General features: G+C 64.5%; 26 protein-coding genes. 5 read left to right on the top strand and 21 right to left on the bottom strand.

Going from position 1 to position 25,409, the window contains the following annotated elements:
- From U1708_RS17535 to U1708_RS17440, 20 genes are read right to left on the bottom strand one after another with little or no spacing between them, the layout of a single operon-like run.
- Positions 1-3,267 carry a conjugal transfer protein TraG N-terminal domain-containing protein gene (locus U1708_RS17535; RefSeq protein ID WP_159513275.1) on the bottom strand — a complete coding sequence of 1,089 codons (3,267 nt, stop codon included), beginning with the start codon at positions 3,265-3,267 and terminating at the stop codon, positions 1-3.
- Between the two features lie 15 nt (positions 3,268-3,282).
- Positions 3,283-4,722 (bottom strand): conjugal transfer protein TraH, encoded by a 1,440-nt coding sequence (locus U1708_RS17530; protein WP_225883572.1) that lies wholly within the window; start codon positions 4,720-4,722, stop codon positions 3,283-3,285.
- On the bottom strand, positions 4,722-5,594 hold the full coding sequence (traF, locus tag U1708_RS17525; RefSeq protein ID WP_159513274.1) for a conjugal transfer protein TraF: 873 nt from the start codon (positions 5,592-5,594) through the stop codon (positions 4,722-4,724). The genes U1708_RS17530 and traF overlap by 1 nt, the downstream gene beginning before the upstream one ends.
- Position 5,595: 1 nt before the next feature.
- Positions 5,596-5,958, bottom strand: coding sequence for a hypothetical protein (locus U1708_RS17520; protein WP_159513273.1), 363 nt, complete (start codon positions 5,956-5,958; stop codon positions 5,596-5,598).
- Positions 5,958-7,967 carry a conjugal transfer protein TraN gene (locus tag U1708_RS17515; RefSeq protein ID WP_254688523.1) on the bottom strand — a complete coding sequence of 670 codons (2,010 nt, stop codon included), beginning with the start codon at positions 7,965-7,967 and terminating at the stop codon, positions 5,958-5,960. The genes U1708_RS17520 and U1708_RS17515 overlap by 1 nt, the downstream gene beginning before the upstream one ends.
- Before the next feature lie 50 nt (positions 7,968-8,017).
- The gene (gene trbC / locus U1708_RS17510; protein ID WP_159513271.1) at positions 8,018-8,761 is read right to left on the bottom strand and encodes a type-F conjugative transfer system pilin assembly protein TrbC; all 744 of its coding nucleotides are present in this window, start codon (positions 8,759-8,761) and stop codon (positions 8,018-8,020) included.
- A gap of 8 nt (positions 8,762-8,769) precedes the next feature.
- Entirely contained in the window at positions 8,770-9,783 is a 1,014-nt protein-coding gene (gene traU / locus U1708_RS17505) for a conjugal transfer pilus assembly protein TraU (protein WP_159513270.1), read from the bottom strand.
- Positions 9,780-10,091 carry a hypothetical protein gene (locus U1708_RS17500; protein WP_201302718.1) on the bottom strand — a complete coding sequence of 104 codons (312 nt, stop codon included), beginning with the start codon at positions 10,089-10,091 and terminating at the stop codon, positions 9,780-9,782. Before U1708_RS17500 ends, traU begins: the two co-directional genes overlap by 4 nt.
- Positions 10,088-10,735, bottom strand: a complete 648-nt coding sequence (traW, locus tag U1708_RS17495; protein ID WP_236559402.1) for a type-F conjugative transfer system protein TraW — start codon at positions 10,733-10,735, stop codon at positions 10,088-10,090. The genes U1708_RS17500 and traW overlap by 4 nt, the downstream gene beginning before the upstream one ends.
- Positions 10,732-11,316: a S26 family signal peptidase gene (locus tag U1708_RS17490; RefSeq protein WP_159513269.1), complete on the bottom strand. Its 585-nt coding sequence runs from the start codon at positions 11,314-11,316 to the stop codon at positions 10,732-10,734. Before U1708_RS17490 ends, traW begins: the two co-directional genes overlap by 4 nt.
- Positions 11,300-11,968, bottom strand: coding sequence for a TrbI F-type domain-containing protein (locus U1708_RS17485; protein ID WP_159513268.1), 669 nt, complete (start codon positions 11,966-11,968; stop codon positions 11,300-11,302). The genes U1708_RS17490 and U1708_RS17485 overlap by 17 nt, the downstream gene beginning before the upstream one ends.
- The gene (locus tag U1708_RS17480) at positions 11,961-12,347 is read right to left on the bottom strand and encodes a hypothetical protein (RefSeq protein WP_159513267.1); all 387 of its coding nucleotides are present in this window, start codon (positions 12,345-12,347) and stop codon (positions 11,961-11,963) included. The genes U1708_RS17485 and U1708_RS17480 overlap by 8 nt, the downstream gene beginning before the upstream one ends.
- Complete coding sequence (gene traC / locus U1708_RS17475) at positions 12,344-14,884, bottom strand: type IV secretion system protein TraC (protein ID WP_159513266.1); 2,541 nt, start codon at positions 14,882-14,884, stop codon at positions 12,344-12,346. The genes U1708_RS17480 and traC overlap by 4 nt, the downstream gene beginning before the upstream one ends.
- Before the next feature lie 4 nt (positions 14,885-14,888).
- Entirely contained in the window at positions 14,889-15,665 is a 777-nt protein-coding gene (locus U1708_RS17470) for a TraV family lipoprotein (protein ID WP_159513265.1), read from the bottom strand.
- On the bottom strand, positions 15,662-16,468 hold the full coding sequence (locus U1708_RS17465; RefSeq protein WP_159513264.1) for a DsbC family protein: 807 nt from the start codon (positions 16,466-16,468) through the stop codon (positions 15,662-15,664). The genes U1708_RS17470 and U1708_RS17465 overlap by 4 nt, the downstream gene beginning before the upstream one ends.
- Before the next feature lie 34 nt (positions 16,469-16,502).
- Positions 16,503-17,825: a TrbI/VirB10 family protein gene (locus U1708_RS17460; RefSeq protein WP_332747317.1), complete on the bottom strand. Its 1,323-nt coding sequence runs from the start codon at positions 17,823-17,825 to the stop codon at positions 16,503-16,505.
- Positions 17,822-18,631 (bottom strand): type-F conjugative transfer system secretin TraK, encoded by an 810-nt coding sequence (locus tag U1708_RS17455; RefSeq protein ID WP_159513262.1) that lies wholly within the window; start codon positions 18,629-18,631, stop codon positions 17,822-17,824. Before U1708_RS17455 ends, U1708_RS17460 begins: the two co-directional genes overlap by 4 nt.
- On the bottom strand, positions 18,628-19,212 hold the full coding sequence (locus U1708_RS17450; protein WP_159513261.1) for a type IV conjugative transfer system protein TraE: 585 nt from the start codon (positions 19,210-19,212) through the stop codon (positions 18,628-18,630). Before U1708_RS17450 ends, U1708_RS17455 begins: the two co-directional genes overlap by 4 nt.
- Before the next feature lies 1 nt (position 19,213).
- Positions 19,214-19,498 carry a type IV conjugative transfer system protein TraL gene (gene traL / locus U1708_RS17445; protein WP_159513260.1) on the bottom strand — a complete coding sequence of 95 codons (285 nt, stop codon included), beginning with the start codon at positions 19,496-19,498 and terminating at the stop codon, positions 19,214-19,216.
- Positions 19,499-19,534: 36 nt separating this feature from the next.
- Positions 19,535-19,855, bottom strand: a complete 321-nt coding sequence (locus U1708_RS17440) for a TrbC/VirB2 family protein (protein ID WP_159513259.1) — start codon at positions 19,853-19,855, stop codon at positions 19,535-19,537.
- A gap of 322 nt (positions 19,856-20,177) precedes the next feature.
- On the opposite strand from U1708_RS17440, the gene U1708_RS17435 reads away from it, so the two are divergent.
- Genes U1708_RS17435 through U1708_RS17425 form a run of 3 tightly spaced genes read left to right on the top strand, consistent with a single transcriptional unit; the run spans position 20,178 to position 21,442 of the window.
- Entirely contained in the window at positions 20,178-20,561 is a 384-nt protein-coding gene (locus U1708_RS17435; RefSeq protein WP_159513258.1) for a hypothetical protein, read from the top strand.
- Between the two features lie 54 nt (positions 20,562-20,615).
- Positions 20,616-21,092, top strand: coding sequence for a helix-turn-helix domain-containing protein (locus U1708_RS17430; RefSeq protein WP_202096549.1), 477 nt, complete (start codon positions 20,616-20,618; stop codon positions 21,090-21,092).
- Between the two features lie 44 nt (positions 21,093-21,136).
- Positions 21,137-21,442, top strand: coding sequence for a hypothetical protein (locus U1708_RS17425; RefSeq protein WP_201302721.1), 306 nt, complete (start codon positions 21,137-21,139; stop codon positions 21,440-21,442).
- 655 nt (positions 21,443-22,097) lie between these two features.
- On the opposite strand, the gene U1708_RS17420 is transcribed toward U1708_RS17425, so the two are convergent.
- Positions 22,098-23,444, bottom strand: coding sequence for a hypothetical protein (locus U1708_RS17420; protein ID WP_332747301.1), 1,347 nt, complete (start codon positions 23,442-23,444; stop codon positions 22,098-22,100).
- A 236-nt stretch (positions 23,445-23,680) separates the two neighbouring features.
- Here U1708_RS17420 and U1708_RS17415 point away from each other — a divergent pair, with 236 nt between their 5' ends.
- Together U1708_RS17415 and U1708_RS17410 are read left to right on the top strand one after the other, a co-directional pair.
- Positions 23,681-24,154: a hypothetical protein gene (locus U1708_RS17415; RefSeq protein ID WP_332747299.1), complete on the top strand. Its 474-nt coding sequence runs from the start codon at positions 23,681-23,683 to the stop codon at positions 24,152-24,154.
- Positions 24,155-24,159: 5 nt separating this feature from the next.
- On the top strand, positions 24,160-25,392 hold the full coding sequence (locus tag U1708_RS17410) for a toll/interleukin-1 receptor domain-containing protein (RefSeq protein WP_332747349.1): 1,233 nt from the start codon (positions 24,160-24,162) through the stop codon (positions 25,390-25,392).
- Positions 25,393-25,409 lie beyond the last annotated feature (17 nt).

The following is a 25,409-nucleotide window of genomic DNA, read 5'->3' as shown; positions in this document are numbered from 1 at the left end:
TCAGTCCCTGAGTTGATGCCGCTTAGGGTCGACCGGCACCCCGCCTTTCCAAAGTTCGTAGTGCAGGTGGGGGCCGGTCGACCGCCCCGTGCTCCCGACATGGCCGAGAACATCGCCGGCTGACACCGAGCTTCCGACAGCGAGCTCCGACCGGTGCTGCATGTGGAAATACTTGCTTTCTGACCCGTCCGAGTGGCCGAGCACCACATAGTTGCCGGCGCCGTTTTCCTGGAAGTCGTTCCGTAACACGGTGCCGGAAGCCGGAGACCGGATTTCACTCCCAGCGGCCGCCGCGATATCGATACCGTTGTGACGTCCGTGCTGTCCGGTCAGCGGGTCTACACGGCCGCCCATACCCGAGCGGATCTGCCCGGAAACGGGTAGTGTTGCCCGTTCCCCGCGCGGAAGTTCGGTGACGTGGCTCTGCCCACCACCGAGGCCCAACTTGTCACCGATCCATGCTCCGGCATCGCCAATGCGATCGATCGCCGGTCCCACGACAGGCATGGTCGTCAGCAAAGACCTATCATTCCGATCATCTACATGGCCGCTCAAAACATCCCCGCGCTCCCGAGAGTTGTCAACCTCGTTTCCAAGGCCGAGCGCACCATTCGTGATGCGGGCCGAACCGCCCATGATCGCCTCGGACACTTCGTCAGCAAGCGCCGGGTCGCGAGAGTCCGCTCTGACCGAGACGTGGGGTCCTCTATCCCGAACATCGTTGGCGCTGCGGTCACCCCATGCCCTGACACCAGCTCCTGTAGTGATCGAGGGACCAGAAAGCGTGTTGTTGAGGTGCTCAGGAACTTGGATGCCAAGCTCCTGCCGGACGTCGTTGACGCGCTGGTCCATGAACTCCTGAAGCAGGATGTCCCGTGCCTGCGCCTGCTCGCGCGTACGGGGCATGACCATGCTCGGATGCCACCCTGCCTGGGCGAGCGTCGGGTCCTCCAGAAGGCGCTCGTTAGCGAAGACCACGAATTCCTGTGTCTCGTTGCTGTTGAGGGTCCAACCGCGGGACGACGCCTCGCGCACGTCGTGGCTTACCCGCTGGTATGCCTCTTCCGCCCGCGAAGCCTCCAACGACGCCGACCGGGAATCATTGACGCTAACCCCCAGCTTTTCGGACAGCGAGCGCACCTGGCTGTCGCCGCTGCTGCTCGTCCGCCGCATAAACTCGTCGCGCGCGTTGCGCGACTGGGTCGAATTAACCTCGCGATTAACGTAATCGCGGAGATCGGAGTACGCCTGCTCGGCCGAGAGATTCGCTCCGGTGGTCTCAGACGCGAGGGTAGAAAGCTTGCCACCCACGCCAGCCTCGCCCTTGACACCCCAGCGGCTCGCAAGAACCGAAAGCCCTGCATTAGCATCGCCCGATGTCTGCGACGCTCGCGCTATGCTTTGGCTGTCGGCCTCGCTGAGACCGAAGCGGCTCGACAGCCCACTCGAGAGACTGCGCGACGCCTCAGTCATCTTCGAAACGCTGTTGTTGAAGCCAGATCCAGTTTCCGTGGAGCTGCCCCTCCGGTGCTCGGCCGCTGTGAGAAGATCGGTTCCGGTCGATGCCGTCGCCTGCCAGGATTGCGACGCGGCGTTGCGGACCTGTTGGGTATGGGACTGACCTTCCGATAGCGCTTGGCTCATCTGCTGGTCGAAGCCGCTGCTGCGCGACGGAGTGAACGCGAGGCTCGAGATGCCCTGCCGTGTGTCGTAGGCGTTACTGCCCCCGGCGAACGATGTGGTCACGCCGCCATCGGCATTCATGAAGCTGCCCACCCCGAACCCGGAGACATGCTTCGGCTGATCGTCCCACTTGTTGGCCTGGACCATGTTGGAGGTCAGGTTCTGGAAGGAGGTGTTCCCGTAGGAATAGTTGCCGGTCGTGCGCTCCGTCGCCGCCTGTTCCGCGGCGTTCTGTGCCGGCATCAGCATGGACGTCGCCTGGCCGGCAATCGCCATCGCGCCCTTGGCCATGCCGGCCGCCAGGAACGGCACGCTCATCATCAAGAACCCGGCTAGGGTCGAGATGTCGATGTTCACGCTATCGATGCCGTCCGCAATCAGCAGGGTCGGACCATTCGGCGCAATCGCGTGATAGGCGCTGGCAGCCCGGCTCATCACGAACATGTGCAGGATGACGTAAAGTGGACCCCAGCTGGCCAGATAGAAAAACCCCACCGCGTAACCGCGGAGGGTTGCGACACCAGTTCGCGGAAAGAGGAAGAGCGGGAAAAGGACGGGGAACATCGCGTAGAAAACAACGGTGAGCACGATGCCGAGCAGGGGGACCCACGTCATCGCTTGCTGGGCGATTGACGTGTAGGTGTTCTTGGCCTGTGCGTCCGCGCGCTGGGAGGCGTACGCGTCCCAGCGCGCGTCGGAGAAGCTCTCGCGGGCTGCCAGGAAGCTGTCGATCGTCGAGGTCTGCTTCAGGTATGCGTACACGTCCGTCGAGGAGCCGTGCATGTGCGCTGCAACGATCGGTAGATCGTCCTTCAGCTTCTGAGCGGCGACGCTATCGACGAGTTTGGGATATGCGCCGCGAGCAAAGGGCAGGAGGTCCTTCTCGATTTGCGCGTTGAACGTCGCATCCAGCCGGCCATAGGCCTCGTTACACGGGATGATGGTGGTCTCGGTCGTCCCCGCGCCCGTCGAGGCGATCCACCGCTGGCTGCGAGCCGGGCTGCCCGGTCCGATCGCTGCCCATACGTTGGTGGAATGTGTCAGGTCATCCATCGACTTGAAGCCCAGCAGCACGTCGTAGAACGTGCATTGCTTCAGCTGCTCGTCGAGGTTCGCCCGAAACACGCTGTCCGTGATCTGGAAGGTACGAGCCTTCTCCATCAGCCGAGCGCCGTAGATCATGCCGTTATTCGACAGCGCGACCGCGTTGGGCATGACGAAGACGGTCTCCGCCTGCCTGGTCATCCAGTCCCCGATCTGGCTCGTGAACGAGGCCATGACGCCGAGGCCGAGCGGGACATTGTCGACGACGGCCGGCGCAAGACCGGGGTCGATGCGGTCCGTCACCTTCACCGACACGGTCGGCACCATGAGCATCATGTAAATCGCCGTCGACTGGATGAACCAGTTCAACCAAGCTCGCCAATCCAGATTAAAGGCCACGACGGCGAGCGAGTAGGCCAGCCCCATGACCATCACGACCTGCAGGAGTGAACGGTATCCGCCGCCTCCGCACCATGCCGCCACGGCGTTTAAGACGTTGACGACGTACTCGCCGCCACCAATCGTGAAGACTTCAAGCATGGCGGCCCGATCCCCTTACCGGATTCCCTGAGCCGACAGTCCCCGCCCGAAGCGGAGAGAGGCGGTCATCTGGGGGCTCATTGCGTTCTTGAGCGTCGCTTCCAGCATCTGGGTCTTTTGGATGACCTGAAACGTCTGGTTGAGCGACGCATTCATCTGCTGGCTCTTGCGAGCCAGTTCCGTTTTCACGGTGTCGACCTGATTCCGCCACGTCTTGAACTCGTCCATGCTGACGAAGGCGGCACCGCTCTGCGCGCGGGAAACGACGTCAAGCATGCGGTCGATCTGCGCCATCAAAAGCTCGATCGCGACGATCTCGGACAGGCTGGCCTTGTCCGACGGCGACATGGCGAAATGGGCCGCCTCGTCGACCACCAGGATCTTGTAGAGCGGAATGCTCGTCATCCCGAGCAGGCTGATCTCCTCGCCGGAAAGCGCGGTGTTCGTCCGGATCTTGTCGCTCATGCTGTTCAGCATCTTGAGAACACGAGTGCGAAACGCCTGGTCCGTCGACACGCTGAGGTCTTGTGTTGCGGGATTGAGGCAGCCCTTCTCCTCGGTCGTGTCGCAGCGAAGCACCTTGGCGGGTGCCGTCGCGGATCCGTCGAGCAGGGTCTGGTAGACGTCCCAGCTGGCCGGCGCGATGAAGTGGAAGCCACCCATGCTGTCGGCCTTCTTGGTGGAATCGTAGATGATTGTGCCGACCATCGTCATGAGGAACTCGGCATATTCCGGTGATGGTTTGGTGACGGATTTCGACATCAGAGCGTACCAGGTGTAATTCTTGCTCTGGACGAGCTCGGCCGCATCGCCAGCCTTTGCGATCGTGTCCTCGCGCTCGCCCTTGTTGGTGCAACCATGGCGCGACGCCGCGGCGTCCGAGAAGAAGCCTTTGGCGCCACCTACCTGCTGGCAGATGGTGGAACTCGCCCCGTCCATCGCCGGCCAGATCGATCCGATCGCCTGCTGGGCGGCCTCGCAGCTCGACATGTTGAAGGCGTTCAGCTGCTGGGCGCGCTGGCTCATGTCCTTCATCACGCCGCCAATCTGCGCGGAGATGCTGTCGATCGCGAGCTGGAAGGCAAAGCCGATCGCGTTATTGGCGGTCGCCTTCAGCATGGCGACCATCTCGTCGGCGTTGATGAAGCTGAAGCTGCCGGCGAAGAGGTCGATACCGCCGCACCCGGCGCGCGCGCTCGGCAACGCGACGTTCACCGGATTGATCGACTTGGACGGAAAGCGGCTCCAGAGGCTGCCGCCCGAATAGTAGCCAGCGGCCTGCCCGTTGAACGCGGTCGGTCCCGTGACGTTCGCCGCGGAGCCGGCCGAGTTGAAATAGGTATTCATCTCGGAACCGACGTCCGCCATCGCCGGCGTGACGACCAGGCCGCCGAGGGCGAACACCATTGTGAGCTGCGCGAATATGGCTGCGCAGAGCCGGAGCAGCGAGCGCATCAGAAGTCACTCCCGGGTTCGACGCTGGTGAGGGTGAAGATGCGATCCATCACCTCGTCTGCGGCCATCACGCCGTAGCCGATCGGCATCGGGCGCTTGGTCTGGGTGTCAAAGAGTACGAGCGCGGGGACCTGCTGGCCCTGCATGCCCATCGCGCGATACTGGCCGGTGTCGACGGTGAAGTTCGGGAACGCCTTCGACGGACCCCCGTCGAGAGAAACCGCCATGACGGTTAGCCCAAACCGGTCCGACACGCTTCGCATGATCGGGCCGAAGACCTCGCAGGCGGCACACGCCGAGGAGTAGAAATAGAAGACGCCGTACCGCTTCGAAATCGACGCCAGCACCCGGTTCTTGTCGGCCGTCCGGTTGTCGAGCCAGGTCCGCTTACCGAGCTGGTTGACCGGCCGCTGCAGCGTGTAATCGAGCTCCGGATTCTGCCAGATCGTCCGGCGCCACATGTCCGCGAACGACGAGGCGCGGTTCAGCTGCTCGCGTTGGAACGCGATGTAGGCGGACACATTCTCCGTGGTCGGCTGCAGGATCGCGCGAGCCTTCATTTCCTCGAGCTGCTTGGAGATTGCGGCCAGCTGGTCCGCGGATGACTGCGTCGGCTGCTGGGCGCGCTGCTCAGAGGGTTTGGCCTTCGGCTTCTCGCAGTAGAACCACTCGCCGAGCCTACGCTCGCGGCAGTAAAAGTCGCCGCCGCTCTGCTCGGCCACCTGCGCCGGCACGGCTTCCCGAGCCGCTTCGGGCTCCTCCTGGGGCGCGGATAGGAATACGGAGTCCGCCAGCTGTGCATTCGCAGAGGTCGCCGGCAAGCCGGACGCGACGAGCGACAGGGTGAGGGCGAGGGTCAGCGGCGCGCGCATGTCAGGAGCCTTTCGGTTGCAGCAGATCGTGGAGGGACGGATCCTTGAGGGCCATCAGCCTGACGAGGTCGTAGCCAAGGATCCTGTAGAGCATCCCGTAGAGCGTCGTGACCGCGTCCCGGGCGCTGACGTCCGGCGTGAGCACGCCGCCCGCGTGGCTGAGATAGCCGACACGGCTCAGCCGCCCGATCGCGGGCTGAATGTCGTCCAGTCCCAGCGTGATGCCGAACCACTCGCCCAGGGTCGGGAGAAGGAACGGCGCCGGGTGCGGACCGACGCGGCACAAGGCGGTGAGGACAGCGAACTCGACCACGGAAAGGTCGGTCAGCTTGCGGCGCTGATCGTAGCGGACCACGTCAGCCATCACGGGTTAGCCTTGTGCGTGTCATAGTAGGCCTTGATCCGCTCCTGGATTTGCTTCGAGGTCTCGATCTCGTCGGGCAGCTTCGCGGCGTCGGTGAACTCCGCGTACACCTCGGAGAAGTCCATCACGGACAGGTCGAGGTGTGAGAACTCGTCCAGCGTGAACCCCTTGCAGGTCTCGCTCTTCGGCTTGCCCCAGGGCTTTCCGATCTGCGGGCGACCTTGTTCCTGCAGGATCCGCGACAGCTTGCTCTCGAAGCAGCAATAGGCGTCTTTGGAGGTGACGCAGATGCCAAGCACCTTGTCGGAGCAGTAGCTGCCGAGCTTGTGGCACAGGCCCTTGTCGTCCTTCTGGTCGAGCTGCTTCTCCGCCGCGCTGCAAAGCCACGGGGTCAGGAGAGGGACGCCGCTGCCGGAGCAGCAGTTCGACGCGCCGAAAATCTTCTTGTTGCAGGTCTCGCGCGTGCCCGAGAACAGCGTCAGCGTGTCGGGATTGAACTCGGCGTTCGCCTGCCCGAGGACATGCAGGCCGACGGCTGCATCCTTGAACTCGGTCGACGCCTCGCGCTCGATCGGCTCGCAATCGCCGTTGATGCAGTAAACGTCATCGCCGCAGATGTACTTCTCAGTCCCGTCGCTCGGCTTTGCCGGCAACGGACACCTATAAACCTTGGTAGTCACCTTGCAGGGGCCGTCCTGCGGATCGTCCAGACACTCGTCACGGACGTAGGTGCATTTGCCGTTGTTCTCGAGCTCGGAGCAGTCCGAGGCCTGCGAAATCCGTTGGCAGATGAAAGGGCGTGACCAGGCCCAGCAGGACTGGGTGACGGCGACACCGTCGATGATCCGCGTCTCCGGCCCTTCGGTGCAGACCTCGGGCCCTTGCGCCGTGCAGGTCGTATCCGCGAGCATGGCGGGGCACGTTCCCTCGTTGCGCGTCACCGTGACCGACCTCGTGCCCTCGGACTTCAGGTAGGCAGTTCCGGTCCGATAGTTGATGTGCTCCGGGATCTCGCCTTGCGGGATCTCGGCCGCGCAGGAGTATTGCTGCGCCGTCCCCCTGACCCTCGAGCGGCAGAACCGGAGATAACCGGCAGGGTCAGTACCGCCAGCGCCCATCTCGATTTGAGCGTCGCAAATCTGCGTCACCGTCGGCTCGGCACGGCAGATCCCGGCAGAGACCTTGGCGCTCAGGACCGCGGTCGAGGCGAAGCCGTATGCGGTTTGGTTCGGCGCCACCCCGTAATAGAAGTAGCGAAGGGTGTTCACGACGGTCGGGTCGATACGGCCGGTACAGGTCGCGGGGGTTTCGACCACCTGTGCGCCCTTGTTGCAGGTCGCCTCGTAATAGTCGGTGCTTCCCGGTGCCGGCAGCGGTTTGCAGCTGCCGTCCGCTGCGCCGAGAGCCTGCCCCGACAGGAAGCTGTTCGGATCCTTCTCGACCTCCTGTGCGCCTGCAATCTCGCCGGGCGCGAGCTTCACGACTTGGCGCGAGGGATCGGTTACGGTCCGCCACGCGTCGTTGCCCCCCGCCGCCGAGGCGCCCGCGCTGCTCAGGCCGTCGGGATCATCCGCATAGACGGCTCCTGGCTGCGTCGCGGCGGTGTAGCCGGGGATCGTGCTCCCCAGGTCCGTGCCGGTCGGAAGACCGGCAGCGGTCTGACGCGCCGGCGTCGCGAGCGCCTTGGCATCGGCTTTCGCCTTGGCGAGGTCTCCCTTCGGATAGGCGTAGGGCGTTCCCGCAGCGGCAGCAGCGACCGCCGCAGCGGGTGCGGCGCTGACCGCGGCTGTGGGGGGTGCCGCTGCAGCCTTCGACGCCGCGACCGGGCTAAGGGGCGCCGCGGTCGCGGGCACCGCCGCGGTCACGGCCGCGCTGGCCGGGGCGGTCGGTGACGGCGACGGGGTGGGCGCCGTCTGGGGCTCGTTGAAGTAGCTGTAGTCCTTCAGGTCGTAATAGCCGCCGTCCTGGGCCGCCGGCTGACGCTGCTGCGCATGCAATGCGCCTTGCACTGCAAGAACGCATGCGATCGCGCCAACAAGGATCCGCCCCCCAGCCAATGTTAGGGCACCCGGCCGAGGTTCGAGAGCGCGGTGCGTGCCATCAACGCACCGGGCCCGTTCTCCTGAGCGAAGGTCTCCAGCGCGTACCGAACCGTCACGTTGCCGACCATGCGATCGAAGGGCGGGGGCTCCGACCGGCAGGTCAGGCCGTCGCACGGCGTGAAGTCGGTCGATGACACGACATAGGTCGGGACCGCGGTGACGTTGAACGCCCGGAATAGCCGGGGATCGATGCCGATCGACGCGAACTGCTGCTGCTTTTCGACCACCTTAGAAAGGGCGGCGATGAACGCCTTCCCGGAGTTGCCGGGGAAGCCGCGGAAGACGACGACCCCACCCGCGGCGGAGGTCTCTGCGATGATCCGCTTCAGCGCCTGCTCGGGCATCGACGTCGAGACGAACACCATGAATTGCGGCGCGGTGCCCCGATTGTCGCGCATGTTCGACGACGCGGCGTCGATCATCTCGTCAAAGTCGACCGCCCCTGCCGGCCCCTTCGGGAGGTTCGCCTTGTCGATGGTACGAACCTTCTCCAGCGCAACCGACCGGAGTGTCTCGGCATCCTGCCGGAAGGCGTCGCCGCGACGTTCGACTTCAGCCGACAGCGCGCGCGCATCGGCTTCCATCGTCGCCGATCGGCCGCGCACCGCGTCGAGGTTCAATCCCTCGACAGTTTGGGCGAGTACCGCACAACCGGTACCGAAACTGGCGATCCCGATCGCGGAGAAGAGTAGCTTGCGCATGGGCGGCCTCACAGCATGCAACAGTTGCGCTTGCGCCAGAGCAGGTAGCCGAAGTCCTCGCCCCCCACGGGGTAGGCGCGACCGGCGTCTGGCGGCAGCGTGGATGCCCCGATGGACGAGCAGGCATACTTGCCGCTCACCGTGGGCGTCGGGTTGGTCATCTGGATGCGGTATTGGGACTTCTTCAGGATCGGCATGATGTACTTGTTGCAGAGCGCCTTCGACCCTGCGGTCCCCCAGGCCAGGCCCTGACGGTGCATCTTGAACAGCAAGCGCTCGGCCGCGAGCCGCGACGACTGCACGGGCGAGTTATGCGCCGCGATGTTGCCGTTCATCGGGAACATCGACCCGTTGCAGCCATCACACCAGAACATCTCGTCTATTGGCAGCTTGGCGGTCGCGGCTGCGCAATCGCCGGCGCACGCCGCCACGGCGATCGGATTGTTGAACAGCGCGACCTCTGGGTTGATGATCGTCGTCAGGACGTCGTCGTTCCACAGCGGATCGATCTCGGTCATGTACGCGATGTCGAACGAGGTTTGCTCGAAGCAGGCGAAGTCGGTCAGGATCTCCATCCAATAGAGCAGCGGATACACGTAGTAGTGGGCCTGCCAGTTTGCCGTGTTCGCCGTGCGGCCCCCCAGCATCTGTGGGCCCGTGTACTGGCCTTGGCCGATGTCGAGCCCGGGGTTGAGCCGCAGACCGCCGAGGTTTGGAAAGCACCATGGCTTGGTGGTGACGTCGACCATCCGCGCCGGCTCCCAAAAGCCGATCGCGATACCAATCCGCGGAACGGGCGAGCCGCAGGCGCAGACGGGTAGGGCCGGGTTCTTGGTGTCCGGTCGGCTGCCGGGCCAGATCGGAAGGCCGCCCACCGACAGGGGGAACAGGCACGACCAGCATACGTCGGTAATCGGGTTCACGAATTTGCCCGTGCAATTCGATGGCACCGCCGAGGCGGGCGCCGGCAGCGCCGCCAGCGCGATTACGAAACCGAGCAGGGCGAGCAGGCGGCGAATCATCCCGCCACCTTCGGCGCGTCGACGGCCGAGGCGGACTCGTCCCGGTCGCGGATAAGGTCGTCGAGATAGGAGTCGTCAGCCCTGTTCTTTCGGATGACGTAGACCGGGACCAGCACGAACAGCGCCACGAGGAGCCCGGCGACAGACCCGCCCGCACCGGCTCCAAGGAGGGCCCGCATAGGCTTGAGCAGGGCGATCGACAGCGCGAGCGCGACGGCGAGCGACAGCACCACCATCCGAAGCATCCGCAAACCCGGGGTCTCGGGAGCGGCCATCGGCGTCTTCAGGAAGTCGAGCCAAATGTTCACGACGTGCCTCCTGGAAGCTCGATCTCGCTCACCTTGAGCGCCTGTCCGGCTGGCGCGACGATCGCCGGGACGTGCGCTATGCCGAAATGACCGGTGAGCTTGCCCTGCTGGTCGAAGAAGAAACGGCGCTTCTTCTCTCCCATGCGCTCGAACGGGGAGCCGGCCACGAAGATGATCTTGGCGGCCGAGGCGGTCCACCGCTTGATGGCCCACTCGACCTGGGCGTCGTCGCGTCCGTCGATGAAGACCAGGTCGGTCTTCATGCTGACGAACGAGAGCGGGTTCACCCGCTGCCCCGACTGGGCAATGAGCCGACCCTTCTGATCGCGGATATCGCGCTCGAGCACGATCGACGGATCGAAGTTCCAGCTGCGCGCCTCGCGCACCGCGCCGATCCCCATGACCGGCGTCGGGTTGCGGACACGGTCCTCAGCCTTGGCTGCCAGCGCGGTTTGCATGCGGTCGATGCTGCCATTGGCCTGCATCGCCTTCAGCTTGGCGTCGATCGTGGAGAGGAGGTCGGGCTCCGCAATCCCCCAAGTCTGGCCCATCACGCCGTGGTCCTTGGCGAGAGCCGCGCGCGCGAACGGGTAGAGCGAGCTGGCGGCGACCAAGCCGCCGAGGAGCAGGACGCGCCGGATCACAGGATGGGCGTCCCTGTGCCCAGGAGCTGCTTGCGACACGCGAAGCCGATCTCCGCATAGCGGCTGTCAAAGCCGTCCGGATGAGGAGTGCCGACATAGAAGCAGCCGTCAGGCACGCGGCCGACGGGGCCCGGGGTCAGCGCTTCGCCGGTGCGCGCGCGGGATTTCATGTGCGCGACCCGGACGCCGTTCACCAGCACCCACGATCCTTCATGGCTGACGACGTCTCCCGGCATGCCGATCACGCGCTTGCCGAACGGGCCCGACGCAGGGCCGAAGTGCCGCCGCACCAGCTCGTTATCCGGGGGCACGAAGAAGACGTATTCGCCGCGCGACGCAGCCTTCCCCTTCTCCACGAAGAACGCCCAGTTGGGCAGGCTCTCGCTCGCGTTGATCATGAACGCGTGCGTCTCGCGCCAGCCGCTGATCCCGTTGTAGCTCGCCATGACGACCGCCAGCAGGGCGACCGCGCCCCATTGCCTCAGCCGCTTGCGACCGACAGTCTCGACCGGACCGGTCGGTACGGACGCGCGCGGAGCGAACAGATCGCCTTGCCGGCGCGCGTCAATTCGGGAGGCCATTGCCGCCTCCGGCGATCGGCGAGGCCGCTCCGGGGAATGCGGTGCCGACAGGCGCACCCGCGAAGGGAGAAGGCGCAGTGACCGCCGCGGCGCCGATCCCCTGCTGGGGAAGGATCGGAGCCGGGGCGGCCGCGCCCAGCTGCGGTCCCGCCGCGGGGGCCGGCGCGGCTGTGGGAAGCGGAACCTTGGCGTAAACGGCCTTGCGAACTTGGTCGGTGATGTCCGGGACGTTCTTCGAAAGCACCGCCTCGCCGACGAGGACTGTCGTCCCACTCGCACCGACGCGCTTCAGCTCATCCTCGATCGCTGACATGAACCGGGCGGTCTGCTGGGTCACGGCGTCCGGCGTCCCGTTGCTGTGGCTCTGCGCCTGAACGTATTCCGTCACCAGAGCCTCGAGGCGAACGCTGGCCATCGGCAGCTGTGGAGGCGCGGAGGCGATGTGCTTGGTCACCCACGCCGCCCAGAGGAGCATGACGACCGCCAGCGCGGTGAGCGCCCAGGTGATCGGGGGAAGGCCCTGACGGGCCTTGGTGGCTGCCGGCTGCGGCGCAGAGGCGCGGGGACGGGGCAGGGGTGTGGCTGACGCCGGAGCGGCTGGCGAAGGGATCGCGTCCGCGACGGGAGCAGCGTGTTCGAGAACATCAGCCATGACGACGGCCTTTCGTGAGATCAAGGATGGTCAGAAGGAGGCGTCCGCGGGCGAGCGCCGTGAGGCCGAAGATCACGGCCTGGACAACGTGGACCTGACCCATGAAGGCTGCCCGTCGCGCCTCGTCGGCCGCCACGAACCGGGTCCCGAGATTGCCGATGTGGGAGAAGAAGCCGAGCGGCGTGAAGTTGCCGAGCATCAGGAAGAACAGGGCAAACACGCCGAGGCTCGCCAGCCCGGTGCCCAAAAGCCAGCCGGACAGCCGGAGCGCGACATAGCTGGTATCGGCGACGGCTTGTCCGAGATCCGGTCGCCACCCGCGGGTGCGGGGCGCGGCGGTCCATTCGATCTCGGGCGCGAGATGATGCGTGGCGCTCATTCCGCGGCCTCCACATACTGCTCGGGGAAGGCGACCCGCTCGATGGCCTCGTCCATCGAGAGGCCTTGCTCAATCAGGTGCTCGATCGCCGCGAAGGTTTGCGGGCTCGAGGAGTAGAGCGTCGCCGAGTATTTATCGAGGACAAGACGGCCAACCGCCTGGCTGTCCGGACCCTTGATCATGATGTCCGAATATTCGGCGCCGTTCCGCTTCAACGAGCGGAGCAGGCTCTCAGTGTACGGATCCATGTCGAAGCGGCCGTGCTTCTGGAAGTCCGAAATCGTGTCGGGCTTCTGCATCAGGATGACCGACCAGTCGCTGTTCTCCAGCGCCGCGAGGCTCCCCTCCGACTTGTAATAGTCGTTGAGGCTCTGCGTGGCAGTGATCAATGATGCGCCGTACTTGCGGCAGGTGCGGCTGTAGGTCTCGACGAAATCCGCCATGGAGCCGCCGCGCAGCATCTGCCACGCTTCGTCGATCAGGAGCGCCTTGGGGATCTGGCGATCCATGCGGCGCATCGTCTGCGATGACAGGAACATGATCGCGGTCAGCACCACCGACCGGAGCTCCTCGCGGCTCGACAGGTCGGAGAGCTCGAAAACCGTGAGCGCGTTCGACATGTCCACCGATGCCGCGCCTTGGAAGAACCGGCCGTAGGTGCCGCCGCCCGAGAACGGAAACATCGCGATCGCAAGATCCGAACCCTGGGGGGTCCCGTCAGCCTTGAGCGCTGCAATGATGTCGTCGACGGCACCGTTGCGACCCTTGGCCTCCCAGACACGGTTCACGGCGCTGTCGATCAGGCCGCGCTCGGTGTCGTTCAGCTTGTCGACGTGACGGCCCATCTGCCCGATGATCGACTTGAGCATCGCGAGCGCGTCGACCAGGTAGTCCTCGTCCTGCTCGACCAGCGTCTCGTCGATCATCGAGAATGGGTTGAGGCTGAAGCCGTCGCGGAGCCGGAACTCCACGAAGTTGCCGCCCAGGCTCTTGGCCATGTGCTCGAACGACCGGCCGTCGTCGATCACGATGATCTTGGCACCGACGCCCGCGAACGCGGCACACAGCTCCTGCAGGGCGACCGACTTGCCCGATCCCGACTTGCCGAACACCGCCACGTTGTGGTTGCCGGCCTTGTTTTCGAACGGGGACCAGAAGAAGGGCTGGCCGCGACGTCCGACGAACATCAGGTGCGGCTGCGTTCCGCCGAGGTATTCGCCCTGGACCGGCAGCATATTCGCGGCCGTGCTGGTGAGCATCGACCGGAGCCGCTTCATGCGCTTCAGGTCGGAATCGAGCCCGTTCGCCAGCGTCATCGGCATGCACGACATGAATGCCATGATCTGCAGGAAGCGCTCGTCGAGCAGGTCCCAGCCCGCGGCCTTGTACATCGACTTGAGCGTGCGCTCGTTGGCGTCGCCCGAACCCTTCGGGCTGATGATGCCGACCGCATAGTAGGCCTGGACCAGCTTCTTGCCGAGCCGGAGCTCCTGACTCACATGCTCCCACTCGCGGCTCTGGTCCTTCAGCTGCGGAAGGAGGCGGGCCGACTTGCTGTCCGCCAGACTCGACGTCCGCATGAACTTGTAGCCGGCCTTGGAGGCGGCCGCTTGCTCGTCCTGGTAGCACAAGCAGAGCGACGTGAGCGTCGGGCAGCCCGGGCGAAGCTTGTCGGAGAACATGTCACCGATCACCTTCTGGACGTCCCAGGGCGCCCAGCGGTTCGGAAAGTTGCGGACCGAGAAGAAACGGTAGTCGAACGTGTCCGGCCGGATCTCTTCGTAGTGCGTCTCGCCGGAGAGGTTGGTGACCGCGCGCAGCGGCTCGACCGAAACCAGCATGCGATCGGCCTGGACTACGGTCTGGACGTCGCGGCGAACGCACTGGTCGGCGATCGGATCGAACTCGGAATACTCGGTCGCGTGGTCGGTGACGTCGAAGGCCGGAGCCGTGATGTCGTCGATCAAGCTGATCAGCTCGACGGGACCGAGCCGGGTCGAGGCGACGTTGATCGACTGGAGCGTCGAAACGACGCTGTCGCGGACCGCGACCAGTTCGGCCGGCGTCGCCTTGCCGTTGGCGATCGACACGGAGACGAACACCCGGTGATTGCGGACGTGGAAGGGGCCGTCCTTCGACATGCTGAACCACGCGCCGGACCGAAGAAACGCGGAGCGGTGCTCGGCGATCTTGCGATGAACTCCACCGGCCGCGAAGCGGGGCAGGGCATAGCGCGCGATGATGGAGCCCACCCGCGGGCTCTGGAAGGCAAGGATCTGGACCCGCGCCCCGGCCGGGATGTTCTCGGACAGGAGCTGCGCGAGGATCTCGCCCGTCCGCTCATCCGCGCCAATCAGCGGCGCCACTTCGAGCGCAAAGGCGATCGAGTCCGTTTGGTAGAAGATGTCCGTCTTACGGTCGAAGCTCCGATAGGGGAGCCACTGCGAAAGCATCGGGGCACCGTGCGAGGGCGTCCCTTTGTCGGGGCCGCGCGTGTCTCCGAGCAGGCGCGACATGAAGCCGGACTTGGACGCCATCGTTTCAGTCCTCGATCGTCGGGTTGAAGGATGCGGGACGGTTGGCGGGAGCCGTCGACGCGAGCCGGGGCGCGCCGGGGTCTTTCCTGCTACCGACGCGAGACGGCGCAGCCGTGGCGGCCGGCGATGGCGCAGCTGAGTCCGATTTCGGCGCACGCGCCTTGGCCCGGGCAGCTGCAACCGACGCAACAGTCGGAGCCGAGGGAGCCGGTGTCGGCACCGCGATCGGCTCCGCGGCCGAGACCTCACGCGGCTCGGCCGCTATGGGCGCGCCGAGCTGCGAAAGGATCTCCGGGCTGACGTTCAGCGTGCTCGAGGCGGCAAGCCCCGGACCATGCCCGTTGGTCGCTGCCATCCACTGTCCGTTGTCGACGACGGTCTGGACGACACTGGTCTCGTGATACCGGCCAACCGCATCCACATGGGCGGGGAACACGATCCGAAGGACCTTCTGCGGCGAGACCTCGGCCGGCGCTCCGGCGGTGTAGGCGACACGCTGCGGTGTCGCCCGCTGTGCCGGCGCCGTGTAAGGCCCCGCAGGCTGATAGCTGCTGTCGCCGGTAATCTCCGCCAATGCCTTGTCGTCGATCACAGTGGCGGGGGCGCAGCTGCCGCCCTCGGGCGCGCCGCAAGCGAAGCTGCCCTTGATGTTCGTGCCGAATGTCGTGCAGCTCGACAGAACGCAGAGGCTTGCGGTTGCGAGAACCGTGGCCAGCCGCTTCCGACGCGGACGATAGTCGGCAACCGGGCATGCCGGGAGCCGGATCACTCCATTCCTCATGATTTGGCTCCCTTCAGCCATTGCTCAAGCAGGGGTTTCGGCTTGAAACCTTCCAGCACGGCTCCGTCGGAGCGCACGATCACCGGCGTCCCATTGAGACCATGGGCACGGGCGAAAGCCTCGTTCTCGTCCAACCCGCTGGTGTTGCACTTCGGGCCGGGCCGGATCGGATCCTGCGCATAGGCGGCGCGCACCGCAGCGTGACGGTCGCGGGCGCACAGCACCTGGTCGGCGATCTCGCGGCTGCCGAGGACCGAGATCGGCCGCTCGATCACCGTCACGTTCATCGATTCCAGCGTCTGACTGAGGGCACGGCAATAGCCGCAGTGAAAATCCGAGAAGACGGTGACCCGCTGCGGTCCCTTGCCCCAAACGATGGCGCCCTTGTCGGAAAGCCGGGAGACGTCGAGATGCTGGGCGACGGCAGGCTGTGTTACGCGGGTTCCAGCACCCGCCGCTGGGGACTCGGGCGCTTCGGCCGAGGCATTCGCCTTCGCCGCGCTGCCCACCAGCATATCCGGGTTGAGTGCCAGGAGGCGTGCAGCCGTCAGGTCTTGCCTTGTCTGCATGTCGTACACGCGACCGATGACAAGGAAGCGGGCCGTGCGGTCGACGTAGAAGAGGTTCTCACCCGCAACGACCTCGCAAAGGCCATCGACCTTCGAGCAGTCGACCGAGCTGACCTTGGTCTTGGGAAGGCGATCCTTGAGCGCTGTCTCGACTTGCGCGGATGTAGGTGCCTGCGCGCTGCCGGTCAGCATCATGATGCCGCCGAGTGCCGTCAGGATTGTGCTGTGTGCCATGTCCATTACGCCTCTCGATCCCGGCACGACCGGGTCAGTTCTGGATGAAGACGCCCTCGAGGAAGACGATCTCGACGTTGATGCCGGTCGGCATTTCGATGACGGGCTGGTACTGCTCGGCGCGCTCGATCAGGTACTTGCTGACCATGTCGGCCGACTGTGCGACGCCGTTGCCGAAGCCGCCTTGCGCGAGCTCGCCGATCCCCAGCTGCTGCCGTTTGCCGTTCACGGTCACGTTGCTCCCGTTGAGGATTGCATCCGTGTTCGCCGAGAAGCCGCGACCGAACCCACCGGCGACGCCGGCGAGGAAGGCTTGCCCGACGAGACCGCCCTCGCGGCTGACCACGCGGCCGCGAACGCCCGTCTTGCCGGCGAAAGAGGTGAACCCTTTCACATCGGACACCGCATACCGGCCGTTGGCTTGCGGGCAGGTCATGCGTTGCAGCTTGACGTAGACCTTCTCGCTGCTGAGATCGCCGCGAGCGGCGCCGTTGACTAGGCAGCCCTGGATGCGGGTCGTGAGCAGCTTCCCGTCACGGTATACGGACCGGGCGGGGCCGGTGATGCGAAGCACCACGGGCAGCGGATCAGACTGAGACTGCACACCGGCCGAGGCATCCACGCCGACGATCACCTTGGCCGTCGCGATCGAGTTCGGGGGCAGGTAGTTCGGGCTGTCGGTGTAGCTCGTGGTCCCGCCCGAGATCCGCGTGGCGGTGCCCGCCGGGCCACCTTCGAACGACACCAGCTTGATCTGGCGGGAGGACGAAACCGCTGCGGCTGCGGCCTCGCCTGGCGTCATAGGCGCGGCAGGGCCGCGATAGTTCTGCGGCCCCATCGGGCCGTACATGGGCGCCGGAACCGGAGGAGCCGCGGGCGCGCTGCGCGCTTGCGAGAGCTGCTGGCGCAGCTGATCGTTCTCCTGCTGGTACGCGCCCATGACCCGCTGGCCGTCGGACGCCATCGACGTGTTCTGGCCTTGGAGCGCTGCGACCTGTTCCTGCAGAGCATGCATCTGCGCGGCCTGGCCATCGACTGACTTCAGCTGGTTGTTCATCGATTGCATCTGCGCTTCGGAAGCAGCCTGCCACTCCCGCTGGCTCATGTTCTTGTTGACGATGTCGTCGGTGGCGATCTTGGTTTCTCTGCCGTTCGCATCGGCAACCGTGGTCGGCTTGTCGTCGTCCATGATGTACCAGGAGCCGAGAACCAGAGCGGCCGCCGCGGCCCCCGACATATACAGGAGCTGCTTCTTCCGGACCGCCTCGTTGCCGGCCATCATGTCGGAACCGTCGCCCTCCTCGGGCTCGGCGTCGAGCTGCTTCGGCTTGCGCTTGAACATGTCTGCAAGGCTCATGGCCGGGCTCCGTTCGCGAGGCCGGCAGGCGTGACAATGTAGGCCGTCGTCGCCTCTCCCGGCTTGAGTTGAGGATTGGCGACGCTGACCGCGATCGCGTTCGACGGGGCGATGGTGCCCTCACCAAGGGCCACGGGCTGGCGGCCCTTGTTCTCGATCTTGAGCACCCGGCCGGCGAGCGCCGCGCCGCGGTACTCGGAGATCATCTGCACCTTGAGGGTCCCGACCATAACCGCGTCCGTCTGGCTCGGGAGAATGTCGAAACCATCGAGAGACGCCGATTGGTACATCGCCTGAACCAGCGAGGCTGACGCCTCCTGCGGAGAGGCGGCCTGCGCCACCTGCGGGGCATTATCCCCGACGATGTCCTTGTTCTCGACAAAGACCTGCTGGGCGTCGTCTCCTCCCAACCGACAGGCGAACTTGTAGACATATCCCTTCGCGGTCGTGCCGAAGAATGACACGCGCTGGCGCGAGAAGCCCTCGGGAACCGACAGGTATATGTCACCGCGTGTGGGCTCGTTGACGACAGTGAAGTCGTCGCTCTCGACCCCGGTCGTGAGCTTGGACACGCTGGCGAAGCGGTCGTCCTTGAGGCTGACCCGCGTCAGGCCGCTTTTCGAGACGGTGCAGCTGACCTCGCTGTTGTCGCGGGCCAGGACGCGTTCGTCGGCCCACGCGGGTGAGGACAAGGCGATGGCCCCCGCGACGATCATGGCCGCGCCAAGGCCGCGCGAGACGTGGCACCAACGAGAAGCGACCGCGGCGCCACTTGCCATCAGTCCATAAGCGAAGATGGGCGTCATGCGTCGCCTCCGGTCGAGGCGCCGTCAGCGTTGTCCTTGGTCACCATCCCGAAGCCTTTCAGCTGCAGGGACAGGCCGCTGTACGCCCAATAAAAGCGAAAGGTTTTCGGCTCGCCGGTGACCGCCTTGGAGCCGACGACGGTATGGAGCGTGCCGGAGACCTCGGACGTAAGCGCCTTCGGGTCCACCTTCATGCTCGCGATTGTGAAATACTGGCTGATGCTGGAGCCGCTCTGCTCCGTGACGATCTTCATCAGGTCGCGCTTCAGCGCGCCGTGCGACTGCGGCGTCGCAATCGCGAGGATCGACTTCATCCAGTAGTCGAGGTTCTCAGGACTGCGGTTGAGGGTCATCAGCGCGGTGTCGCGCGTGACCAGCTCAAGATAATCTTCGGAAACCCCGCTCGACGAGAGCGTCAGAGGTGTCCTTGCGATCGGCTGGAGGACGATCTCCCGGTCACGGGTCGCCCCTACCAGGAACAGAATCACGACGAGCCCGGCAAGGGTCAGCGCAGCGATCCCGAGCGCATTGCGCTGCTTGATGACCCGCTGCGACTGCGCGAGCCCGACACTGTAATCCATCTCAGCCCACCATCACGCGAAGGTGAGAGGGCGGCATCGCCTTGAGACCCGTGAAACTCGATGGCAGGTGCCAATAGGCCATGTGGAGAATCCACGATGAGGCCTTACCAGCTTTGAGTTTGCGAAAACCCCACCAGCCGAATCCCGCAGCCATCAACCCGATCACGACGTGCTGCGTGAGGATCCCCCAGATGAAGGGGATCGACATCGCGAGGAACTCGTCCAGCGTCCAGAACCCAATGAGCTCCGGATCGTCGAGATGCGAGGGAATGGAATACCGGTCCATAAGCGAACACCGCCCTCCCAGCGGTTAGTCCTTGCCTCAGATCGTCGCGGTGACGGTCGAGGTGACGATCGGAACGCCGGTGCCGGCGCCGACGCCGACCGCGACGGGAACTGCGACCTGGCCCAGGCTGAAGCGGCCCGAAGCGAGCGCCACAATGCCGCCGGCGAGGCTCATCACGGTGATGATCTTGCCGCCCGACCCCTGGAGGAAGTCGGTGAACTTGGTCAGCGCGGTATTGAACGTGGTATCGGCGCCCGCGTAGGCGGCCGATGCCCCCAGCATCATCACGACGGCGATGATGGCCAGGCCGAGAAGGATACCGTTGACACGGTCCTTCTCCATCGAAAGTGCGTGCATGCTCTTTCCCCTAACAAGACGAAGCGGGTTGCCTCGCCGCTGTTAAGAAGATCGAAACCAAAGTGTGCTGCAAGCGTTATTTGTACTTGCTCAAAAGATTACACACTATCGTGTAACTGGTTTACATCTTAGTGTAACCTCGATACATAAAGGTGTAACCTCGTTACACGGTGTGTAATCGGCTTACACTACTCTATCGGACCGAAAGCCGATCGGCTCATCTTCGAAGCCGTCCAGCTCGATTCATCGAACGATGACATTTTGGCGAAGGCTCCGGCTCCCGCTGGAACCGACCGCGAAGGAGGCATAAAGTGCCTTGAGAATGTCACAGGTGATTTACAGCTTCAGGGTTGGCCCACGCCTCTTCCGCCTGGCGGCAGACGCCATGCGTGCCCATGCGATCGCGGTGGAGCGATTCGACTCCATTTCTGCTACCACCATGAAAGGGTTGGAGGATTTCCTGTCCGCGACCAATCCTCACGAGATTATTTGCAAGGCACGCGAGTTCGATGAGGCGGGGGAGATACGGGTGACACTGCGGGTGCAACTCGCCCAGAAGGAGTGTTTTCAAGCGGCCCGAGTCCACGCCGGCGCCGCGCTAGGCGAGCCTGCCACGACCCGGCTTACGATGACAATCGGCTTGCTTTGCGTCTTCCCTGGGATCGTATCTACATCGGGTGCAACCCAAACGTTAAAAGAGAGTTGACAGCCCCCCGCTATACCGCGGTATAGTACTTTCCGTACCCCGGGGGGTGATGTGATGCGGGACCTGGAGCAAACCGAAGGGCAGAACCAAGAGCGGATGAACCGCTACCGTTTGCTGTTCGTGGAGGAATGGCGCCGGCAGCGGTTCACGAATGCCCAGATGGCGAAACGGCTCGGGAAGAGCTTGAGCCTCACCAACAAGCTCAAAGCCGGCACGACGCCGCTCACTCCCCCGGTAATCGACAAGTTTGTCGAGGTGCTCGGGATCAATCCCATTCGGGCCATGTTCGCGGTCGACATCGCCATGTCGCATATGAGCTACTTCGACCCCGGGTTTCAGTCCGCCTGCACGACGGCACTCACCTTCTTCGACCAGGTAATGGTGGAGTTCGGCTACGCGCGCGGCCTCGCCGATTTCACAACGACCAGCAACGTTACGGCCGAGCGAGTCGAAGAAACAGCACGGATGGCGGCCAGCACCCTGGCAAGCTCCTTCCTGCGCAGCCAGCCTCCCGGCCACGGCCTCTCCTGACGAAAGCAGCTTAGACTCGCGCGACGCTTTCGTTAGAGCGAGCCATGATTCAAGGAACCAGTGACGAGCGCGGGACGGTGAAAAAGAGCACCGCTTCCATGCGCCGCAGTAAGCAACGCGAGTGCGAAGCCGGCTATCGCCGCTCTAGCGTTGCGCTTTCCCCAACGTCGCTCGACGTGATCGAGCGCATCAAGACGAACTTTAGGCTGCCCTCGCGCGAGGCGGCGATCAACGCCGTCCTTGAGCTGATCCATAGCGACATGTTCCTGTGGCACGAGTTTATGTCTCACCGACCACCCGATCTCACGAAGCAGACGGTCGGCGAGCCTGGGCCGGATAGAGCCGATTAACCCCATAGGCGACGCTGGTGGCTTCCCGGCCTACCGGCGGGGGGGGCGGGGAAAATGGATGGTCGAACATTTTCCGACAGATGGGCAAGGAAGTTACATCGCCTCAGCTCTCGCCCCGAAGCTGATCGACTTCGTGCTTTCGAGTAGCTTCGACCGACGCGAAGAGGCTGTTTTTTGGTGGGAAGCGGAACGGCCGTATTCGGGCGGCGCTAGCGGTAAGCTGCCGTTTGTTAAAGTCGCGGGGCAAAAAGCCCTAGGCGCTTGCCGAGGGTGAAGGCGGAATGGCGACTAGCCGGCGGCGACCCTGCCTGTCCGACTAATCAATAAGCGAGGTGTAACGGCCGCTCCGCAACCTGGTATCGGTGGTTCAACGTAGACGCGGCGCTTCCAAAGGTGGATTTTGTTCAGCTGGGGTGGCGCACGCATGGGGCGACCGCGCTGCCGTCGAATATGTCGTGGACCGGCCGACTTTATAGCTAGCGGCTTCTCGCCACCCTTCTCGTGGAAATCTCGCTACCCGCCTGGCGCAATCACGTGCTGGCACCTGCCCGTGTCGGAGCGGCTCGCATACGCTTGTCCTCGAGCATAAACCAGTCGAACCAGCCGGCGGCACCATCGGCGGGCAGCTTCTGAGCGGCAACCAGCTTCGCAATGGCTATATCCCGGGCCCCTGCGGCCGAAGGCCGGTCGACTGCATGATCCGGTAATGCTCCAGGCTGATGTCAGAGGCGTGGCGGTGATGCGACCAGTAGTCGGCCACCCCGGCGGTCCAGTCGGTGTTGGCGTCGATGTAAAGGCCGATGAGTTCGGGAGAGAGGGCGTGACGCGTGTGTGGCGCCGGACCTTCGATCAACCCCCGGAGCTGCGCGAGGCTGAGGCATTCGTCGACGTTCCCGGGCCGAATCGTCAGGGCATCGCTTAGGATCTGGCGGCAATCCTGACACACGCCGATTTGATAGTGGCTGGCGAGTACGATCGGCCCTGGATGGTATAGGCCGCGACGCGAAAGCGAGAGGGAATCGGCTTCGGCGTGGAAGTCGTTCACGGCCATGATCAACGCGGTCCAGTCACCCTTGTTCGACTTTCGAACGATCTCCAATTTCGTGCGGGCGCAACAGGGACAGCGCCACGCTTCACCGCTCTCGCGCCACCAGCGTGAGCTGCTGTTGCGCGCGGCGTCGAGCCGTTCAAACGTCGCCTGGTCAGGCGCCTGCAACTTGCGTGGGACCTTCGACTTGGTCGCGCTCCACCGACCGGCGGTGGAGCGTGATCGGGCGACCAGACCAGCGGCGATCCCGTCGATCTTGGCGCGGCCGCTCATTGCCTCATAGCCGAGCGCGAAGAAAAGCTTCCGATCGTCGGTGCTCTGCCGCAGAGCGAAAGACGCCTCTTCCCGCTCGTGTTGCCCCTGTCCGATCCGGGTTCCGAGCATCTCGGCGAATTCTGTTCGCTGCGCGAGGTCGGCGCTGACCTCGTCCCAGATCTCCTCACCGGCAGCGACGTCCAGCCCATGTGTCCGATTGGGTTCGACCACCACGAAGCGAGTTATCTCGCTGGGCCGGAAGCTGAAATAGCTGGGCACTTGCTTGCCGAGCTGCGCCTTCATCGCCGCATCGGCCGCATTGCAGTCGTTGCACAACAGGGTCTCCGAGAAGCGCTCGATCAACGGTAGCGCCGCCGAGATCGATCGGGCGGCTCGACGCTCGTTTTCGCCTGGGTCCCTCGTAAGCTGCGCCCTCATGAGCCTGCTCGCATGGTCACGCAGGTGGTCGTGATGCCAGTCGAGCTGGCAGAGCAGCACATTCTGTTCGGTCAGACGGGCTAGCTCGATCTTCGCGCGGCCGCAGGCGGGACAGGTCCAATCGGTCCAGTTCTCGGCCCAAGCCTCGTTGAGCTCCAACTTTTCCGTGCCGAACGCCGACAGGAGCCAGCGGGTCTGGGTGCTCCATCGTCCGTCACGGTGACGGGCGAGCAGGTGCGCCTCGACGTCGTCATCGCTCATCGTCTTGAAGTCGGGGATCGCGAGGGAGATCGACCGCGTAGTCACCATATTCCGTTCTCGCCTCGCGAAACATTCGATACCGACAGCCGGATCGGGCGCAGGCGATGTTGCCAGCCTGTTCCGGTCCAGGCTAGATCTCACGTCAAGTCAGATCACCCTGCCGGGGGATCAACAGAACAGGACAGGCGTGCGTGAACGAGGACCTAAGTCCCCTTGCAGAGCGGCTTGGCAGACACATGGCCGAGCAATGTGCCGACGGGCTCATCGGGAACTTCGGCCAGGAGCTGTTGGCATCATTTCCGGACGAGAGTGTCGACACGATCGCCGCGGCGCTGTCGGAGCTGCAAAGTGAGGGGCTGGTCGAACTTTCGCGGTTGATCAACCTCAAGCTCCCGCGCGTGCGGACGACCGTGGCGCTGTTCGTCGCCTGCGATGCGGCGATCACCGGTCGGAGCCCCATCGAGGACTCGGTCGTCCTCGCGCGCATGCTGCTGGCGGATCGCAACCTTGGCGGCAATGCGCGGAACCTTGAAGCCGCGACCGGGTGGGAACGTCGCCGGTTCAATCCCGCCTTTGCCCTGATCGTGCCGTGCATCGGCAAGGGTCGGATCAGGAACGCCGATCAGCCCGATTACCCTGTTCTTGGCCTCCTGGTCGGCGACGACGATGTGGTCGCCCTGCAGCGCTACATCCGGGAGCGCGTGCGGTGATCAAGATGACGTATAACGGCCGTCCCTTCGACGCCAAGCGCTTTGCCTCGGACATTGAGGCCAAGGCGCTCGAGCTGGGCGTGCAGGCGTTGATCGAGAAAGCGCGGGGCGCAGCAGCCTCGATCATCGACCCGGAGACGGGGCGCCACGCGGACGTGTTCGTCGATCGCTTGCCCGGCAACAAGGTCGCGCTTCGCACGACCGGTTCGCCTGCCTTCGCCCGACTGGTGGAGGATCGATTGGGCGTGGAACGAGGAAGTGTGACGATGACGATGGCTGCCGGCGGTACAGAACACCCCAAGATCTATCTTGCGCATGCGAGCGAAGACAAGGCGCAGGTCCGCCCGATTGCCGAATATCTCATGGCCAACGGTGTCGAGGTCTGGTTCGACGAGTGGGAAATCGATCCCGGCGACAGCCTCCGCCAGAAGATGGAAGAGGGCCTCGGGGCCATGACGCACTTCGTCGTGGTGCTGACCAAAACCTCGATCGTTAAGCCCTGGGTGGCCAAGGAGATCGACGTCGGATTGGTGCGGCAGGTCGGCGGAAGGAGCCGTTTCGTGCCCCTCGTTGTCGACCTGGATCCAGCCGAGCTGTCGCCTTTCCTCCAGGCTATGCTTTTCCTGAAGCTCGATCCGTCGAACGAGGCGGAGCTGAAGGCGCTCGTCGATCGGCTTCATGGCGTGAGCCGAAAGCCGGCGCTGGGCGAGGCTCCGCAGTATGTGAAACCCGCGCCCGCCGGTCTGACCGGCTGGTCGCAGGCGGCGATTGCAGTGGGGCGCCACATTGTCGAGACCAGCGTCTCCGCGATGGCCGTCGACCCGATGATTACGCTTGCCGGGCTGGCGGAGGCGCTCACCATCGCGGAGGATGATTTGCGTATCGCGCTCCTCGATCTGAGAGGCGGGGGCTATCTGCGCGAACTGAATGCGCGCGGTCACTACGCGCCGACGCCGGCGTTGTTCGTCGACTTCGACGACGCGTTCATGCCCTTCAGTCCGAAGGACGATGCGGGCGTACTCGCCAATCGCATCATGAACGGCGAGACGCGCAGCGTGCAAACGAAGCAGCTCGCGGAGGAACTCGGTTGGGAGCCGCGCCGCATCAACAGCGCGATCTGCTACCTGGAGCGTGCCGGCGCGATCGAGACCTGGACGGCGCTTGCTTCGGCGCCTTGGCGAGCGGTGAAGCTTCTTCGCACCGACGACACGTTGAGGTTTGCCCGCAACCATGCCTGAACGGACAGCGCCCTTGT

This window comes from Sphingomonas arabinosi, assembly GCF_036663715.1.
Taxonomy (GTDB): Bacteria; Pseudomonadota; Alphaproteobacteria; order Sphingomonadales; family Sphingomonadaceae; genus Sphingomonas.
Note: the sequence above shows the minus strand (reverse complement) of the source record. Positions and strands in the feature narration are given on the sequence as shown.

Coding starts and splice junctions, on each gene's coding strand:
- U1708_RS17535 (WP_159513275.1), bottom strand. CDS start 3,267: ATGCTTGAAGTCTTCACGATTGGTGGCGGCGAGTACGTCGTCAACGTC.
- U1708_RS17530 (WP_225883572.1), bottom strand. CDS start 4,722: ATGCGCTCGCTGCTCCGGCTCTGCGCAGCCATATTCGCGCAGCTCACA.
- traF (WP_159513274.1), bottom strand. CDS start 5,594: ATGCGCGCGCCGCTGACCCTCGCCCTCACCCTGTCGCTCGTCGCGTCC.
- U1708_RS17520 (WP_159513273.1), bottom strand. CDS start 5,958: ATGGCTGACGTGGTCCGCTACGATCAGCGCCGCAAGCTGACCGACCTT.
- trbC (WP_159513271.1), bottom strand. CDS start 8,761: ATGCGCAAGCTACTCTTCTCCGCGATCGGGATCGCCAGTTTCGGTACC.
- traU (WP_159513270.1), bottom strand. CDS start 9,783: ATGATTCGCCGCCTGCTCGCCCTGCTCGGTTTCGTAATCGCGCTGGCG.
- U1708_RS17490 (WP_159513269.1), bottom strand. CDS start 11,316: ATGGCCTCCCGAATTGACGCGCGCCGGCAAGGCGATCTGTTCGCTCCG.
- U1708_RS17485 (WP_159513268.1), bottom strand. CDS start 11,968: ATGGCTGATGTTCTCGAACACGCTGCTCCCGTCGCGGACGCGATCCCT.
- U1708_RS17480 (WP_159513267.1), bottom strand. CDS start 12,347: ATGAGCGCCACGCATCATCTCGCGCCCGAGATCGAATGGACCGCCGCG.
- traC (WP_159513266.1), bottom strand. CDS start 14,884: ATGGCGTCCAAGTCCGGCTTCATGTCGCGCCTGCTCGGAGACACGCGC.
- U1708_RS17470 (WP_159513265.1), bottom strand. CDS start 15,665: ATGAGGAATGGAGTGATCCGGCTCCCGGCATGCCCGGTTGCCGACTAT.
- U1708_RS17465 (WP_159513264.1), bottom strand. CDS start 16,468: ATGGCACACAGCACAATCCTGACGGCACTCGGCGGCATCATGATGCTG.
- U1708_RS17460 (WP_332747317.1), bottom strand. CDS start 17,825: ATGAGCCTTGCAGACATGTTCAAGCGCAAGCCGAAGCAGCTCGACGCC.
- U1708_RS17455 (WP_159513262.1), bottom strand. CDS start 18,631: ATGACGCCCATCTTCGCTTATGGACTGATGGCAAGTGGCGCCGCGGTC.
- U1708_RS17450 (WP_159513261.1), bottom strand. CDS start 19,212: ATGGATTACAGTGTCGGGCTCGCGCAGTCGCAGCGGGTCATCAAGCAG.
- traL (WP_159513260.1), bottom strand. CDS start 19,498: ATGGACCGGTATTCCATTCCCTCGCATCTCGACGATCCGGAGCTCATT.
- U1708_RS17440 (WP_159513259.1), bottom strand. CDS start 19,855: ATGCACGCACTTTCGATGGAGAAGGACCGTGTCAACGGTATCCTTCTC.
- U1708_RS17435 (WP_159513258.1), top strand. CDS start 20,178: ATGTCACAGGTGATTTACAGCTTCAGGGTTGGCCCACGCCTCTTCCGC.
- U1708_RS17430 (WP_202096549.1), top strand. CDS start 20,616: ATGCGGGACCTGGAGCAAACCGAAGGGCAGAACCAAGAGCGGATGAAC.
- U1708_RS17425 (WP_201302721.1), top strand. CDS start 21,137: ATGATTCAAGGAACCAGTGACGAGCGCGGGACGGTGAAAAAGAGCACC.
- U1708_RS17420 (WP_332747301.1), bottom strand. CDS start 23,444: ATGAGCGATGACGACGTCGAGGCGCACCTGCTCGCCCGTCACCGTGAC.
- U1708_RS17415 (WP_332747299.1), top strand. CDS start 23,681: ATGGCCGAGCAATGTGCCGACGGGCTCATCGGGAACTTCGGCCAGGAG.
- U1708_RS17410 (WP_332747349.1), top strand. CDS start 24,160: ATGACGTATAACGGCCGTCCCTTCGACGCCAAGCGCTTTGCCTCGGAC.